The sequence below is a fragment of the Shewanella sp. P1-14-1 genome, from assembly GCF_001401775.1.
Classification (GTDB): domain Bacteria; phylum Pseudomonadota; class Gammaproteobacteria; order Enterobacterales; family Shewanellaceae; genus Shewanella; species Shewanella japonica.
The window spans coordinates 1-16,728 of sequence record NZ_LKTL01000020.1; the positions used below are offsets into that span (position 1 = coordinate 1).

General features: G+C 38.8%; 17 protein-coding genes. 10 read left to right on the forward strand and 7 right to left on the reverse strand.

Features of this window, described 5'->3' with window-relative positions:
• Window positions 1-206 precede the first annotated feature (206 nt).
• A complete protein-coding gene (gene ccoG / locus AN944_RS14795) occupies window positions 207-1,634 on the reverse strand; it encodes a cytochrome c oxidase accessory protein CcoG (protein WP_055025417.1) in 1,428 nt (475 codons plus the stop codon).
• A 167-nt stretch (window positions 1,635-1,801) separates the two neighbouring features.
• Here ccoG and AN944_RS14800 point away from each other — a divergent pair, with 167 nt between their 5' ends.
• Window positions 1,802-2,149 (forward strand): hypothetical protein, encoded by a 348-nt coding sequence (locus AN944_RS14800; protein WP_055025418.1) that lies wholly within the window; start codon window positions 1,802-1,804, stop codon window positions 2,147-2,149.
• Between the two features lie 83 nt (window positions 2,150-2,232).
• Entirely contained in the window at window positions 2,233-3,135 is a 903-nt protein-coding gene (locus tag AN944_RS14805) for a 1,4-dihydroxy-2-naphthoyl-CoA synthase (protein WP_055025419.1), read from the forward strand.
• Window positions 3,136-3,251: 116 nt separating this feature from the next.
• On the opposite strand, the gene AN944_RS14810 is transcribed toward AN944_RS14805, so the two are convergent.
• Entirely contained in the window at window positions 3,252-4,400 is a 1,149-nt protein-coding gene (locus tag AN944_RS14810; RefSeq protein ID WP_055025420.1) for an endo-1,4-beta-xylanase, read from the reverse strand.
• Between the two features lie 330 nt (window positions 4,401-4,730).
• Between AN944_RS14810 and AN944_RS14815 the strand changes: the two genes are divergently transcribed.
• Together AN944_RS14815 and AN944_RS14820 are read left to right on the forward strand one after the other, a co-directional pair.
• Window positions 4,731-5,462, forward strand: a complete 732-nt coding sequence (locus AN944_RS14815; protein ID WP_055025421.1) for an NrtR DNA-binding winged helix domain-containing protein — start codon at window positions 4,731-4,733, stop codon at window positions 5,460-5,462.
• A 209-nt stretch (window positions 5,463-5,671) separates the two neighbouring features.
• Window positions 5,672-5,866 carry a DUF2061 domain-containing protein gene (locus AN944_RS14820; RefSeq protein WP_055025422.1) on the forward strand — a complete coding sequence of 65 codons (195 nt, stop codon included), beginning with the start codon at window positions 5,672-5,674 and terminating at the stop codon, window positions 5,864-5,866.
• Between the two features lie 18 nt (window positions 5,867-5,884).
• On the opposite strand, the gene AN944_RS14825 is transcribed toward AN944_RS14820, so the two are convergent.
• Window positions 5,885-7,084 carry a potassium/proton antiporter gene (locus tag AN944_RS14825; protein WP_055025423.1) on the reverse strand — a complete coding sequence of 400 codons (1,200 nt, stop codon included), beginning with the start codon at window positions 7,082-7,084 and terminating at the stop codon, window positions 5,885-5,887.
• A gap of 552 nt (window positions 7,085-7,636) precedes the next feature.
• Between AN944_RS14825 and AN944_RS14830 the strand changes: the two genes are divergently transcribed.
• The 6 genes from AN944_RS14830 to AN944_RS14855 all read left to right on the forward strand — a co-directional run bounded on the left by AN944_RS14830 (window position 7,637) and on the right by AN944_RS14855 (window position 12,197).
• A complete protein-coding gene (locus tag AN944_RS14830) occupies window positions 7,637-8,446 on the forward strand; it encodes a phosphate ABC transporter substrate-binding protein (protein WP_055025424.1) in 810 nt (269 codons plus the stop codon).
• 100 nt (window positions 8,447-8,546) lie between these two features.
• Window positions 8,547-9,452, forward strand: a complete 906-nt coding sequence (gene pstC / locus AN944_RS14835; protein ID WP_055025425.1) for a phosphate ABC transporter permease subunit PstC — start codon at window positions 8,547-8,549, stop codon at window positions 9,450-9,452.
• Between the two features lie 2 nt (window positions 9,453-9,454).
• Complete coding sequence (pstA, locus tag AN944_RS14840; protein WP_055025426.1) at window positions 9,455-10,324, forward strand: phosphate ABC transporter permease PstA; 870 nt, start codon at window positions 9,455-9,457, stop codon at window positions 10,322-10,324.
• A 58-nt stretch (window positions 10,325-10,382) separates the two neighbouring features.
• A complete protein-coding gene (gene pstB, locus AN944_RS14845; RefSeq protein ID WP_055025427.1) occupies window positions 10,383-11,132 on the forward strand; it encodes a phosphate ABC transporter ATP-binding protein PstB in 750 nt (249 codons plus the stop codon).
• Between the two features lie 194 nt (window positions 11,133-11,326).
• On the forward strand, window positions 11,327-11,884 hold the full coding sequence (locus tag AN944_RS14850; protein WP_144430201.1) for a porin family protein: 558 nt from the start codon (window positions 11,327-11,329) through the stop codon (window positions 11,882-11,884).
• A 61-nt stretch (window positions 11,885-11,945) separates the two neighbouring features.
• On the forward strand, window positions 11,946-12,197 hold the full coding sequence (locus AN944_RS14855; RefSeq protein WP_055025429.1) for a hypothetical protein: 252 nt from the start codon (window positions 11,946-11,948) through the stop codon (window positions 12,195-12,197).
• A 32-nt stretch (window positions 12,198-12,229) separates the two neighbouring features.
• Here AN944_RS14855 and AN944_RS14860 read toward each other — a convergent pair whose 3' ends face one another.
• The 4 genes from AN944_RS14860 to nosD form a co-directional block, all read right to left on the reverse strand.
• Entirely contained in the window at window positions 12,230-13,507 is a 1,278-nt protein-coding gene (locus tag AN944_RS14860) for a winged helix-turn-helix domain-containing protein (protein ID WP_055025430.1), read from the reverse strand.
• Window positions 13,508-13,632: 125 nt separating this feature from the next.
• Entirely contained in the window at window positions 13,633-14,475 is an 843-nt protein-coding gene (locus tag AN944_RS14865; protein ID WP_055025431.1) for an ABC transporter permease, read from the reverse strand.
• Entirely contained in the window at window positions 14,459-15,409 is a 951-nt protein-coding gene (locus AN944_RS14870; RefSeq protein ID WP_055025432.1) for an ABC transporter ATP-binding protein, read from the reverse strand. Before AN944_RS14870 ends, AN944_RS14865 begins: the two co-directional genes overlap by 17 nt.
• Before the next feature lie 2 nt (window positions 15,410-15,411).
• Window positions 15,412-16,728: a nitrous oxide reductase family maturation protein NosD gene (nosD, locus tag AN944_RS14875; protein WP_055025433.1), complete on the reverse strand. Its 1,317-nt coding sequence runs from the start codon at window positions 16,726-16,728 to the stop codon at window positions 15,412-15,414.

Below are 16,728 nucleotides of genomic sequence, written 5' to 3' on the forward strand. Positions count from 1 at the left end.
AGGTGGTTAAAACCGCTTCAAATCAAGCTGACTCAGTGTTGGCTAGTGCCTGTTGCCGTGTCAGTGGATGCGCATTATAGGGAGATTATAAAACCGTGCAAGGGCTAAATTGAATTAATTTAATAAAACAGGGTTAACAGCTGAGATTTTGAACGAAACGCATAAAAAAGGGGCTAAACAGCCCCTTTTACCTATAATACCTAGGTTTAATCACCAAAAAATCTTGACTCTTGTTTGATAGAAACAGGCTTTCCATCGATATTTGCAACCACAATTAGATTAATTTTTGTCACTGTTCGCTCTAAAGCACCTGGATCAACCGCAATACTGACAGGAAGCGTTAATACTTCTCCAGCTTGTATAGAAACGTCTGTCGGACCGGTCCACTGATAGTTATCTAAACCTGTCATCGAAAGTTGATACTCTTGGGCTTGTTCAGTTTTGTTAAGCAGCTTCAATGTATATGTATTTTCTACAAGCCCGTCATTAGTAATACGATATAAAGCATTTCTATCTCTAATGACATCCATACGCACTGGCGCAATAGTCGCGCTGGCATATACAAAGACGAGTATCATGACTGTTAGCGCTACGCCATAGCCAACAAGTTTTGGCCTAACAATTGTCTCTTTAATATTCTCAAGTTTATTTTCGGTGGTGTAACTTATTAGGCCTTTGTCATAGCCCATTCTTTCCATAGTCGTATCACAGGCATCAATACAAGCACCGCAATTAATGCACTCATATTGCAAGCCATTTCGAATATCGATTCCGGTTGGGCACACTTGCACACATAAATCACAATCTATGCAGTCGCCCAATCCCATTTCTACAGGGTTTGCTTTACGAGATCTTGGCCCTCGAGTTTCACCACGCTTTGCATCATAACCAACTATATAGGTATTCTTATCAAACATAGCAGCCTGAAAGCGAGCATAAGGACACATATGAATACACATAATCTCGCGCATCCAACCAGCATTACCATAGGTTGCTAAAGTAAAGAATACGACCCAGAAGTAGATGCTTAGATCCGCGTTTAGGGTGAAAACATCAATGTAGACTTCACGACTTGGTACAAAGTAAGACACAAAGGTCATTGCTGTTAATAGTGAAACAAGTACCCAAGAAGTATGCTTCGCCGTTTTTCGCCAAAGTTTATTAAAGCTCCATGGCATTTGATCCAACTTGATACGCTTATTTCTGGCACCTTCGAATTTTTCTTCAAACCAAATGAAGATGAACGTCCAAACCGTTTGTGGGCAAGTATAGCCGCACCATACCCTGCCTAGATAAGTGGTCACAAAAAAGAGGCCGAATGCAGCGATAGTAAATAGTGCTGCTAGCAAAGTCAGATCTTGAGGCCAAATAGTCAAACTAAAGATATGGAATTTCTGTTCACCTAGATTAAACCAAACGGCTTGACGGTCTCCCCATGGTAACCATGGCAATATCAGAAAGAATGACATGGTTGCCCAACCAATACGTCTTCTTACTGTTGTCCAAAGTCCGGTTACAGCACGCACATAAATACTGTTACTTGGATTGAAACGATCTGCTTTATTAGCATCTGGCTGATGGATTTTAATCCGCTTTTGTTTGGAAAAATCTTTAGATGTCGATTCTTTTGTCATCTCGATGCCTTACTACTTAAAAAGGGGCAAACTCTATTGTGATTGCAGAAAAAGTTAATATTTTAAATAATAATCTACTGAAACTGCTACACACTCGTTTACAGAGTGTTAATTGAGTATATTATACTCGTATTATTCATGGTTATTCACTTTAATTGGACTAAATGATGAGAGGTTGGATCCTAATCGCACTGATTGCCGGTGTAATTTACTACTTTGCTACCGAAACCGATAAACTCGATGAGCCGATAGCTGAAATACAATCAGTTATGGACAATGCAGATGATAAAATATCTTCAATGACAGGCACAAAAATCATTAGAAAAAGTGACAAGGTCATTAAAATACCTTCAGGTGTAATAGAAAGATTGTCAGGTAAAGAGGTTAGCGCGTTTAAAGACATTTTCACTGACAATGAATCGGTTGCCAATTTTAAATCAGAATATTGTGGTTTTGGATCAAAACATCCTATTTTTGGTAAAGATAACCTTCAATTAATCTGTGACAAGATTTAATTCGAGCTTTACGACATCTGTAATTGACCTGAGATTTAAATCAGCCTAGCCTTTGGATAATCGTTTGAAAAAGGCTAGTAAACATGACTCAACAGGTTTCAGATATTTTTGACCCTTCTCTTTGGGACACAGTTAGTGGTTTCGACTTTGAAGATATCACTTATCACCGAGCAAAAGATCAAGGCACTGTTCGTATTGCGATAAACCGCCCTGATTGCCTCAATTCTTTCCGACCTAAAACAGTTGATGAGCTTTATACTGCGTTAGATCATGCTCGCCAATGGTCAGACGTTGGCTGTGTGCTCATTACCGGTAATGGTCCATCAGCAAAAGGCCAACACTCTTTCTGTGCCGGAGGAGATCAACGCATCCGCGGTAAAGACGGCTATAAGTATGAAGGGGCAGAAGAAGGTAAACCTGATGTCGCCCGTATGGGTCGCCTTCATATATTAGAAGTGCAACGCTTGATTCGTTTTATGCCGAAAGTGGTTATTGCTGTAGTCCCTGGTTGGGCTGTTGGCGGAGGTCATAGCTTACATGTTGTTTGCGATTTAACCCTTGCTTCAAAAGAGCACGCCGTTTTCAAACAAACCGATCCTGATGTCGGCAGTTTCGACTCTGGATATGGAAGTGCTTACTTAGCCAAAATGATTGGTCAAAAACGTGCTCGTGAAATTTTCTTCCTTGGGTTTAATTACTCAGCCGATGAAGCATTCGATATGGGCATGGTTAACCGCTCAATTCGTCACGCAGAGTTAGAAACAGAAGCTTTAGCTTGGGCAAAAGAAATTAACAGCAAATCGCCAACTGCCATGCGTATGCTTAAATATGGCTTTAACCTGCCAGATGACGGTTTAGTCGGTCAGCAACTATTCGCAGGAGAAGCGACTCGCCTTGCTTACGGGACTGATGAAGCACAAGAAGGTCGTGATGCCTTTTTAGAAAAACGCGACCAAGATTTTTCTAAATTCCCTTGGCACTACTAAAACAAGCTTAATTAACTTTAAGTTACTTGTTTCGCCAATAATTGAAAAAGGCGTGGCTTACTTCATCGTAAGCCACGCCTTTTGACTATAAATGCTTACCCTCAATCAAACCTGACTTAGTTTATGATGTCTTTTACAAACGGTTTTAATTGCAGCTCACGATCAAATAACAATGGGTAATCTGTTCGGCCTGTCATTGGCCAATCGTTTCTCCAAGTTTGACCATCATCGACCCCCCAAAATGTCACACGATCGATTTTTTGTTGGTGCTTTATAAATAAATCAATGATTTGCTTATAACGCTGCGCAAGTTGTTGCTCAACATCTGAAGGAAGTCCGTCAGCATAAGGATTAAACTGTTGCTGCAATGCCATATCTAAGCTGATATCTGCGCCTTGATTGTCTTCATCTGGAAAGGGTAATACTGATACATCAACCTCTGTAAACATAACGGTGACTCCTGTATCAGCAAATGCATTAATTGAGTTTTCAACTTCATTCAAATCAGGATAATCCAATGCATAATGCCCTTGAATCCCAACACCATCAATGCGAATACCTTTTGATTGAAGTTGCTTAACTAACTTAACCACCGCTTTACGTTTTGCAGGCTTAAATAAATTGTAGTCATTGTAATAAAGCGCAATATCAGCATCAGCTTGATGTGCATATTCAAACGCTTTTTCAATATAGTCAGGGCCGATGATAGCTAACCACTTTGAATCGCGAAGTGTACCGTCCTCATTAAATGCCTCATTAACAACATCCCATGCTTGCACCTTGCCTTTATATTGCTCTAACACGGTATTGATATGTGACTGTAGTCTTTCAAGTAAAGAGTCACGCTCAAGTAAATTACCCTTCCCGTCTTCAAATACCCAATCTGGCGTCTGCTGATGCCATAACAATGTATGTCCTACCATATACATGCCATGTTTCTGACCAAAACTCACCAATTTATCAGGCGTACTAAAGTTATATTGCTGAGGGCTTGGGTGAATTTCTTCCCATTTCATGACATTTTCAGCAGTTAAACTATTAAACTGCTGAGCAACCAAATCTAATACACCTGGTTTCTTATCTAAGATTTGCGCTTCACTTAATGCTGCACCGATTTTAAATTGTTCAGCAAAATGATCTTTTAATTGTAACTCTGTCTTAGCGTCAGCGGCTTGCAGAGTTACAGGCAAAAGTAGGCAAGCAAGTATTGGTACAAACCTCTTCAAACCAGCGCAGCTTATTAGCGAATTATCAGGTACAAACATATCAATCCCTTTATGTTAATAGTAATAATGAAGTCGCATTTCGATAATCTAAGAAGTGAGGACACGATTCGCTTCATAGGGTAAAACGGACAAAATCTAACAAAACACAACTTATTGTTAAAATGACTATTACATATAATCTTCCTAAAACCAAGATTCATTTCAAGTGATTTTTTGTAAACAACAGAATTCGTTGCGCCCAAAGTGCGCTTAATTTACTCTTATTGATTAAAATTTATTTTTCTTTTTATCGTGATTTCATTAGATTAAGCTAAATAACCTTTATATCTGACCGATATAGCCAACGTTTTACATATGCTAGGTACTATGATGACAGTAAAGCCGATTTTAAATGCCAATGAGTTAGCCCAAGAAGAAGCTTTGCCAGATAACACCATCACGAATGTGTCGGTGGATAATCTTATTTTCTCTATGCATGAAGGTAAGCTGAAAATTCTATTAGTGAAATACAATAGAGGATTAGCGGCAAACAAGTGGGGTCTTATTGGTCATTGGGTAATGATGGATGAAAACCTTGAAGATGCAGCATCGAGGGTTGTGAAACAAACAACAGGTGTCGATAACTTATATTTGGATCAGCTAGGCGCATTTGGTCAAGTCGATCGATACCCTACCCGTCGTATCATTACGGTTGCCTTTTATTCTTTAGTACGTTTTGATGAAACACGTTTAGCCATGGGCAATAACGCCTATGAAATTGAATGGTTTGATGTCTATAACTTACCTCAGCTCGTTTTCGATCACGCAGAAATTATTAAAAGCTCACTGAGTAATCTTAAATATAAAGTCCACCACGAACCAATTGGCTTTAATTTATTACCAGAGAAATTTACCCTGCTGCAGTTACAAGAGATTTACGAATCAATTCTTAACAGTAAGCTCGATAAGCCTAACTTTAGACGCAAGATATTAAAAATGAATCTATTGATCAATTGCAACGAAAAACAAAAGAACGTAGCTCATCGTGCTGCCGCATTATTTTGTTTTGATAAAGTGGTTTACGAGCAGCTTAAACAGTATGGATTTAACTTCGAGTTTTAATTCAATCCGCTAATGAAACGTTATTAAGTCGCCTAAGATACGCTTAAGCGACTTTTTTATTCTTCTCAATCAGATAGATATACACGACCCGACGAGATACTCCAGCTTAATCGAATAAACCTTTTGACTTAATTTGTAAAAAACGCTTTAAGTGGTAATGATAACTGTTATCATTTGAGTCGTTAAAAACAAACTTACTCGAGGTTCACATGAAAAAAACCATGACTTTCGCTATTTTGCATTTCAGTGTTGCATTCACCATTACATATTTACTAACTGGAAGTATTGTCATTGGTGGTGCTGTGGCATTAATAGAACCTGCCGTAAATACAATTGTTTTTTATTTCCATGACAAAGTTTGGAATAAAATAGAGGCAAACAGCTTAGCTAACGCTATCAGCTAGTGCCTCATATTAAGAAAACTACTTTGCAGGTTTGTCTTTTTCAAGTCCTAGCTTATTTGCCAATGGCGCTATCGCTCCACCTTGAATAAAGATAGAAAATAATACAAAGAAAAACACCATATGCACAATATCAATTGCGCCTGGAACACCAGCTGCAGCAGGTATTAACGCAAACACAATAGGTGTTGCCCCCTTTAGGCCTATCATAGAAATGAATAGTCGCTTTTTCCAACTGGCTTTTACAAAAGGTAAATAGCACAGTTGAACAGCAAGCGGCCTTGCAACAAATATGAGTAATAAAGCTGGAAGTATAGATATCCAGAATACGGTCATCAGCGTCTGTGGGAATATTTGTAGACCTAACACAATAAACATTAGTGCCTGAGCCAACCAAGATAAACTGTTAAAAAAGTGCAAGTTAACTTGCTGCCCTCTTTTAATACCGTTGCCAATAACGACACCCGCAATGTAAGAAGCCAATAATATATTGCCCCCCAATAAATCAGCACCGTAAGTCGCAATGATAAAGCTGGCTAATACAAACACTGGTATCAAGCCATACTCTGACAAACTAATCTTATTTAGCAGTGTTACAGCAAGCTTACCAATTAAAAACCCGACAATAATTGCAACAGCGATTTGAGTAAACAAGCTCAAACTTAAAGAAGATACAGTAACCGATTGTGTTGAAGACAGTGCCATCTCGGTTAATACAATAACCATTAGCATAGCTACTGGGTCATTGGTTGCTGACTCAAACTCCAAGACGGTGTCGGTTTCTTCTTTTAACTTTAACTTTTTCGACTCTAAAATCGAAAATACAGCCGCCGCATCCGTTGAAGACACAACAGCGGCAAATAGTAGGCAAATTATAAAATTGAAGTCGAGCAGCAAATATAAAATACAAGCGAAGATGAGAGTGGTAAATATCACCCCAAAGGATGCCAAAACACCCCCTTCTTTATACGCTATCTTAATTTTATCCGTCGAGGTATTAAGGCCACCAACAAAAACAATCACATTTAGCGCTAAGCCACCAATCCATGCAGTTTTGTCCAAATTGTCATAAACAAAATTAAACTCACCATTACCAAGTGAAAGACCCACTCCCATAAAGATGAATAGCGACGGGATCCCTAAGGTACGAGAAGGATGATGCAATAAAATGCCAATAACGATCAAAATAGACATTCCAATCATAATCATTTCTGTGGTCATAACGTCCCTTTTTATTTTGATAAGAAAATGAACTGAGAAGGCCACCAAAATCAAACTTAAGTTATAAAGACATCGCAGCTTATAACTTAATTATTGGCAGTGCTTGAGTGTAATAAAAGTTTAATAAAAATTTTTACGCTAAATAATTTGGCGGCAATATAACATCAATCCTCAAATCCACCTTAACCTAAGCTTAATCCAAGATTAACACTAAAAGCATTTTGCGCTTATTCAGTCAAATTGAACACCATTACACTTCAATAATACTTGGCTTTGACCCCTTCAATAGCAATTTAAGGTATTCAGCGTTTTTTTTGCTGAATTATAGTTAATAAACACATCCGCCACACATAAATATAACATAAAAAAAACATAACCTTAGGTAACTTTAGATAATCCAATTTCAACAAAGAACACTGTAACTTAACTGTCATATTGATCTGTCTTAATGCACTCGCTTCAAATTACAGCGAGAAAGAAGCACCCTAACTTTCAATATCCAAGATGGGTATTAAGTACAAATTTAAGTACAAATAATAAGTGGAATTTGTGATGAAAAAAGTGATTGGTTTATTAACTGCTGTTGGCTTAATGACGGCACCTCTTGTTCAAGCTGGTACAGTGACAGTATCTGGTTCAACATCTGTTGCACACGTTATGGAAGTGCTAGCAGAGAACTATCAAAACACTGCTAAAAAGAATGTTGAAGTACAAAGCACTGGCTCTTCTGCTGGTATTCGTGCAGCGAAAGACGGCACCAGCATGATTGGTATGTCTTCTCGTAACATTAAAGAAAATGAGTTAAACGATACAACAAAAGAAATCGTTATTGCTCGTGACGGTATTGCTGCTGCAGTAAACAAAGCAAACCCAGTTCAAGACTTAACTCAAGAACAAATTTCAAAAATCTACCGCGGCGAAATCAAAAACTGGAGCGAAGTAGGTGGCGAAGCTCGTCCAATCGTTGTAGTAACTCGTGAAAACGGTTCTGGTACTCGTGGCGCTTTCGAAGAAATCATGGACTTACAACGTACTGTTAATGGCCACAAGGTAACGGCTATTACACCTACAGCTCAAGTAGGTAATGGTAACGGTATGATCAAAACAATCGTTGCGAATAACCCATACGCCATCGGTTATATCTCTCTTGGTTCAGTTGATGATTCTTTAGTTGCTCTAAGTGTAGGTGGCGTTGAAGCTACTGACACAAACATTGCAGCTGGCGAATACCAAATTGCTCGTCCATTCATCGTTTTAGTGAATGACCAGCCACACCCGAATGCACAAAGCTTCATCGACTTTATCATGTCAAATGACGGTCAAAGCATTGTTGCTGAAGAAGGTTACATCCGCGTTCAGTAATAACTGACCACGGTATATTAAGAGGAGCTTATGCTCCTCTTTTGTAGTTTCTATCAAATATTAAAAATGATTAATCATCAGTACGACCTCGAGGCATATGATGAATACAGCAACTAAAGTCCAATCACAAGGACTGCAACTTGCACCAAAAAAAGCCATGGACATCAAAGAAATTTTCTTTCATGGCCTTTTCCTATGTTGCGCTATGGTTGGCGTACTATCGGTTTCCACCATCGGATGGTTTGTATTTAACGAAGGTTTACCTGCATTTAAAGAAGCAGGTGTTACTGAGTTTGTAACAGGTAAAGAATGGCTGCCACCAGCACTTTATGGCATTTTACCTATGATTGTTGCCTCAATGATATCAACAGCTGGTGCTGTAATCATTGGTGTCCCTATTGCTATTTTAACCGCTGTATTTTTGGCAGAAATTGCCCCTAAATGGTTAGCAGATTTAGTTAGACCAGCAGTTGAGTTACTGGCTGGCATTCCTTCTGTTGTATACGGATTTTTTGGATTGGTGATTATTGTCCCAGCCATTGAAACGATTTTTAATATTCCTGCTGGTAACACCATTTTGGCGGGAATCATTGTGTTGGCAATTATGATTTTGCCAACCGTCATTACTATTTCAGAAACATCTATTAGAGCCTTACCTTCAGTGTATAAGGAAGGTGCGCTAGCCTTGGGCGCATCGCATATATACAGTATTTTTAAAGTACTGATCCCTGCCGCTAAAAGCGGCATCTTTACAGGCGTTGCACTGGGCGTTGCTCGTGCAATTGGTGAAACCATGGCCATCATTATGGTTATGGGTAACGCACCGGCTATGCCAGGTTCGTTATTGGAGCCTGCACGTACACTTACCGCTAACATCGCAATGGAAATGTCTTACGCAACAGGCATCCATTCAAGTGCACTGTATGCAACAGGTATTGTCTTATTGGCATTTATCGTTTTGCTTAACGGTTCATTGTTATACCTAAATCGCAAGAGAGCGTATTAATCATGTCTAAGTTTACTCAATCAAACTCATTAGTATCGAGACAGAATCAAGATAAATTGCTTCATGGCGCTATTTGGGCTGCTGCCGGTATCACTATCTTATTTTTGTTATGGGTGGTTTGGCACATTCTTTCAAATGGATTAAGCCATGTTAGTTGGGAGTTTATTACTGGTGCCTATACCCGCATTGGCGAAGCTTCTGGTATTTGGGCGATGATTGTATCGACCGTATATATGGTACTACTGTCATTAGCTTTCGCAGCACCAATTGGCATTATGACGGCGATATATCTAACAGAGTACGCCAAGCCTGGCAGTAAAATTGTGCAAGTTATCCGTTTTTGTACTGAGTCACTCGCAGGTATTCCATCGATTGTTTACGGCTTATTCGGTATGACATTCTTTGTCACGACCTTAGGCTTAGGCTTTTCAATCTTGTCGGGTGCATTAACGCTAGCTATGTTGATTTTACCCGTCATCATTCGTACTACGGAAGAAGCCTTAATGGCTGTCCCAATGAGCTACCGTGAAGGTGGTTATGCATTAGGCAGTAGTAAAATTTACACTATTTGGCGCTTAATATTACCAAGCGCTTTACCAGGTATTGTTACATCGGTCATTTTAAGTACTGGCCGCGTTATTGGAGAGTCAGCACCTGTATTTTTAACCGCTGGTATGGTGACTCAAATTCCTGACTCTGTATTAGATTCAGGCCGAACATTGACTGTTCATTTATATAAGTTAACCCAAGAGTTATTTACTCAGCACGAATGGGATCAAGCTTATGCCACTGCAACCATCTTAATTGTATTGGTATTAGCACTAAATTTAGCAACCAAAGTCATTGCTACCCGATTAAATAAATCTTCTTAGCATTAAACAAACGAATAGTAATAACACGTAAAACATCGTGTTAATTAAAGGCCAGATCATGAACAAACTTGAAGTAAGCAACTTAGACCTATTTTACGGCGAAAACCATGCGTTAAAAGATATCTCAATTAACATCCCATCACGCCAAGTGACGGCTTTAATTGGGCCATCAGGTTGCGGAAAGTCAACACTGCTACGCACGCTAAACCGAATGAATGACTTGGTTGCAGGAGTCAAAATTACAGGCACTGTGGCATTCGAAGGTGAAGATATTTATGCCGACGTTGATGTAAAAAACCTAAGAATGCGAGTAGGTATGGTGTTTCAAAAGCCAAACCCTTTCCCGATGAGTATTTATGAAAACATCGCTTTTGGCCTTAAAGCCCAAGGCGTTAAAGATAAAGCCGTATTAGATAAAGTTGTTGAAGACTCATTACGTGGCGCAGCTTTATGGGAAGAAGTTAAAGACAGACTAAATACACCTGCTTTTGGTTTATCAGGTGGTCAACAGCAACGTTTGTGTATTGCCCGCGCGATTGCGATGGAGCCTGAAGTTATCTTAATGGATGAGCCAACCAGTGCACTTGATCCAATCGCAACCCATAAGATTGAAGAGCTAATGGATGAATTACGTAAAAAGTTCACCATTGTTATCGTGACTCACTCAATGAACCAAGCAAAGCGCATCTCGGATAGAACAGCTTTCTTCTGGATGGGTGAATTAGTAGAGCAAGGTGAAACGCACCAAGTATTTAATAACCCACAAGACTCACGCACTCAGGGTTATGTTAGTGGTGAGTTTGGTTAATACGATTGTGTTAATTTGTCACTAAATAGTTGGAAATAAAAAAGCCTTCAATATGATATTGAAGGCTTTTTTATTTAATCAAACAAATAGTTTCATCACCCAAAAACTAAAACGTCAATGACATGCTAACTGGCTTTTAACCTTGATATAAAGACACGCCAATTTTTAAGGCTGATAGTTCAAGGACACTTAAAGTGAAATACATATTCCTCATCATTATGTTGCAAGTTTCGGCTTTGACCACAGCAGAGGAACTTATTGACGAATCTCATCACGTTATCAGTTTAGGTGGTGGCTTAGGAGTATCTCGCTGGGCTGAAGTACATGGTTTTGATGAAGAGAGATTAAACTTAAAACATCATTATGATGTCGCTTACCGTTATCAATTCACTCCTAGTTGGGGAGGCGAAATCGGTTACATGTATCAAAAAATAACTGGCACTCTTATTTTAAACCCGTTGACCAGTGCATACATAGATAAAGTATCTAGCTTTCGTCTTGCGGCTGTATACTCGCAGCCATTATCACAACGATCTTCTTTCTTATTTAAACTAGGTATTGCCCAATATAATGTCATTGCAAATTTAAGATATGATGATGAGCATGTGGATACTGATAATGAAGGTGTTGGAGCATTAACATCCTTAGGTTGGCAATATAATTTTGCACCCAATTACGAGTTTTCTTTGGTTTATACCTATCAGAAGTTTGATACGAATACTTTAACCGCAAATTTTGGTTATCGGTTCTAGTCACTATCAACTCTACTGCGTTTGATTTACCATTTACTCTTCATTGATATCAGGAGCTATTTTGGCTAAACCAAACGCTAAAGGACCAACCCGCACCGTCGATATTTTTTGTGCTAAATGTAAAACCCAGCTATTTAAATACCGCAAGGGCGGAAAAGGTGCATTAGTTAAATGCTTCAAAGAACGTATTGTAGATGACTACACTAAAACCCCTTGTGTGTGTCCACAATGTGAAACACCTTTTGCACGAGATACCTTGGTTCGCGGCACGCCTGCTTTTAAAATAATTGGCGGCAAAGTGACGATGAAATAACCGTTCATCTTTGGTTAAAGGGGAAAGTCTTATTATAAGGAGACTTTTTCATAACGAGTCCAAGTAATAATGTTCTTAAATAGCGGGATTATCCAAACCGCAGTGCCATTGTCATGATAAAGCCGATAAAAATAGAGCTCTTTATCTTTCACATGATGTTTGCGAATACCACGATAAAAGCTCATTGCAGACTCACTCACTTGTTCAGGTAAAATAATATTTTTTTGCTTTACCTTCACCTGAAAGACATCAACTTCAATGTCACCAATAGATTGCCGATACTGCTCAAAGTCGCCACGCAATTTATACTTTATCGGCGTCGTTCGACAATCTTCATCTGTTAAGCAAATCGAATAATAAAATTGTCCACTTAGTGGTGCTTCGTAGATCATCGAAAGCCCCATATCGACTCTAATCAATAACTTATCGGCAACGGGAAAATAAACATCTGAAAAGTAGTGATGTTTATCTATTTCACCATCACTATAATCGACAGGCAGTATTTCTCTATTCACACGGATACGATTTTCCATACTGTCACGCAGTTGATAAAAATGCTCCATATTCAACCCTGCTGGAGTCTCATCTGTAGCAGCAATATTCATCGTATTGGTTTTTATGCAATTCTCTTCAAAATCTAAACACACGGCAAATGAATGAATATTATCATCAGCAAGAGCAAAGCCTTTAAACTGCTCAAAATGAGCAGATTCATTGCTCTCTGGGGCTAAATGTTTTTGCCACGATGACGCATGGGGCTGGGGTTTATTCTTAGGGTATAAAACGGGAACAGATTCTTTTACCCCACCAATATTTAACGAAATACTCGAGTGAGCATCCCAGCTAGAGGCTCTTTTTAAAACCTGATGGTAGTCACTGTAATACCATTGATAGGCGATGATAATAATCGCGAAGACTACGCCCGCAACCTTAATTAGCAATGACACATCAAATAAAGCAGCTTTAATGGATTGCGGATCGTTAACGGCCAACATCGTTACATGAGACTTAGCAACAATACGTATTTGATAACCACGTCGAGCAATGGTCTTTAGTTGAACTTCAGAATAGGGTTCAAGCTTTTTACGTAACGTACTAATACATTGAGTTAATGAAGAATCGGATACAACGCGACCAGGCCATCCCTGTTTTACAAGTGAGTCTTTAGTAGAAATAGCACCTGGTTCAATCAATAAATGCGCTAATACCGCAGATTCAGAAAATGTTAAATCAATAACCTGATTATTAGTACGATCAATGAGTTGCTTCGCATCTGGCGCGAGCTTTAGATAAGAGGTTATGTTTATCACTGTTCGCCTATAGTCTTATGGTTAATATGACATAGGATCAGCATAATTCAGACGGTATACGATTACTGTGACAACTTACTCAAATAACTAAGTAAAAGCAGAATAAACACTGAAAAATCAATTAACTAACTGGATTTAAATGCAACACTTGTAACACAATGCTTCAGCGCAAATAACAGTAAAACAAGCCACAAACAAAGTAAGCCAAACAAGAATGGAACCGTTAACTGTATTTGGCTTAAGGCTCCTTTATCAGCAAAACTGGCATCTATTCCTAACATATTAATCGCTCGATATATGTCAGCAGGGTTAAGAAGCATCATCAAACTAACGAAGCGCTGTGCCTGCAGGCCAAAATCAGCAACAAGTAATGCAAGCAACAACAGATCAAATACCAAAACAAAAGCAAACCACACCATAAATAAAAAACCTAACACTTTCCCCTTTTGCTGAGCATGAACACTCACGAGATAGCTCAGTAAAATAAATACTAAAGCGAGTAAACAGCTACTGATAATCAATTGGCCGTATAAGCGAATAACTAGTGCTGTATCCGCTTGTTCACTTAACAACCAAAATAATAGTCCACTACTACCATAGGTCAGTGTAATCGCGATTATCAGTAAACCTCCGTGAGCAACAAATTTTCCCAATAAAATATCAATCTGGCTTATCGGATAGGTGAGTAAAAGGGACAAGGTACCCGCCTCCCTTTCACCGACAAAAGCATCATAACTAATTAGTATTGCTACGAGCGGAATAATAAATACCGATAAACTGGTTAAACTACTAATTGTGGAAATAAGGGTCCCACCAGCCAGTTCACCACTCACAGCGCTCCCAGCTAAAGTTACCGTAAATGATAAGCCGCCAAACAACACAAATAGTACAACGCTCCAGTGGTTACGTATGCATTCTTGACGTTCTTTTCTGGCAAGAATGTTGACCATTTCAACATGCAATGACATCTTTTACCTCCTGCTGCTGAAAAGACTGATTGGCAAAACTCAACCCGCCTGTTGTAAGTCGCTGCACCTTCATTTTGTGATGATAAATATCAGTCAAACTAGGTAACTTAATATCAAATTCATATGTTGAACATATTTCAGTAAGCAATTGAATAACTATCGATTTATCTTCAGGAAAACAACGCAAAGTTCCTTGAAAATAATATGGGGACAATACCGGTTTTTTTAACACAAGAGTCTCTATATTTGGCACGATAAACGTCACCATGCAGCCACTTTGAGCCGCCAAGGCGTTAATAGATCCATAAGCTAATTGCTCACCACGCCCTAACATCAATGCGACATCTATGTGTTCTTCAATCAAGGCTAACTCATGAGTACAAATGACCACTGAGCATCCTTGCTCTCTTAACTGATTTATTTTTTGATATAAAAATTGAGATGCTTGTGGATCTAAACCTACAGTAGGTTCATCCAATAGGAGCAATTGAGGAGAGGCAATAATTGCTTGAGCAAAGCCCAGTCTTTGCTTCATACCTTTAGAGTAATATTTGACTTGTTTATGCTGGCTTTCCAAAAGGCCAAACTCTTCAAGCGTACAAGTAACAAGTTGAGTATTCACGCCTTTTAAGTCAGCAAAAAACTGCAACACTTGTTTACCTGTCATATTGTCATAAAACTGAATATTTTCAGGCAAATAACCAACTTCCACTCCGCCACATAATTGTTTTATTGGCAAGCCTAGAATATTAACCGTTCCTTGCTGTGGTTCGATCAAGCCTAATAGAATTTTAATGAGTGTCGATTTGCCAGCGCCATTATGACCAAGCAATGCCATCAACTGACCTCTAGCGAGCGAACACTGAATGTTTTTCAAAACAGGTTTACCAGAAAATGAATGTCCTACCTTATCTAGTTCAATTGTATAGGTCATGATTAATCCTTAATTGACAAATCTAATGAAGAGACTAAAGGGTAACTATCTATCACCCCGTTATAATCACTTTTTATCAATAACTTATCTAACCTCTTGAGCAATATAACTACAGGACTTTCCATCAAAAAGTGGGCCTCAGGATAAAGCCAAAAAAGCTTATCAAGTCGATCATTAGGTAAATGAAACTGCTCGCCTATTCCATTACCCGTCATATCCCATCCTTGATAATCACTCCAATAGTTCCCTTGTTGATTTTCGCTCCACTCAACGCGTATGTCGCCAACATATCTCACTTGAGTTTGATTATTGATAAAGTGATTTAAAAAAACTCGATTTAACTCTCCGCCTAACGCCATAGCGACACCGATATCGCAAGCACTTATCAGATTAGACTGCAAAATATTTCCTTGAGAGCCATAAATAAATATCCCTTTACCTGACTCAAATAAATCTGTCGGATCCCCACCTTTCCAATGTATATGGCGTACATCATTATTTTTTATCAAGGAGTCTTGGGTCAGATTAAGTAACACACCAAATTCGCTTGCATGACTGGCTTGATTGTCAATTAGCTGAATATTATTCGCACTCATTAATGCATACCCACCTAAAACTTGGGTGGCGATATTCTGGCTAGCCATATCTCCTTGGGTATACATATAATGAATAGCGTACTGTAACCCTTTGAAGTGGTTATAATTCACTACACTATGACCACCCGACTCGAGATAAACACCGTCTCTGACATTAATGATTTGGTTATTGAGAATTTGGGCATTTTCGCTCTTTTTCAGGTGAATACCATCACCGCGATCAAGTATTGCTAACTGATGATTACCAATAAACTGATTGTGTTGAATTAAAATATGTTCTATTTCTTCGGCATAAATGCCAAATCCATCTCCTGATAGAACAATGTGTTCGATAACAATATTTTCTTGGCCTTTATCGATAAAAATCCCTGCATTGTGTTGATATAAATCCTCCCCCCAATTCTGCAAATGCAAATGGCTCAAATGAACATTAGAAGCATAAATGCTAATCGCATTTCCTTGACTATTGGCCTCTATAATTGCCCCTTCACCAGTTAAATAAATGCTATGGTTAATCAAAAAGTTGCCGCGATAAGTACCAGAAGCCAGATTAATGGTGTCACCGTGATCCACCCGCTTCAATGTATCGGTTAATTCAGTCGCAGTCGTCACTTTATATACTGTAGAATGGCCCTTTTGTGCCGCCATGCTTGTTTGCATCATTCCTAACAAACAAATAAATACGAATACTTTACTTATTACAGCAGCATTACCAGAGCACAT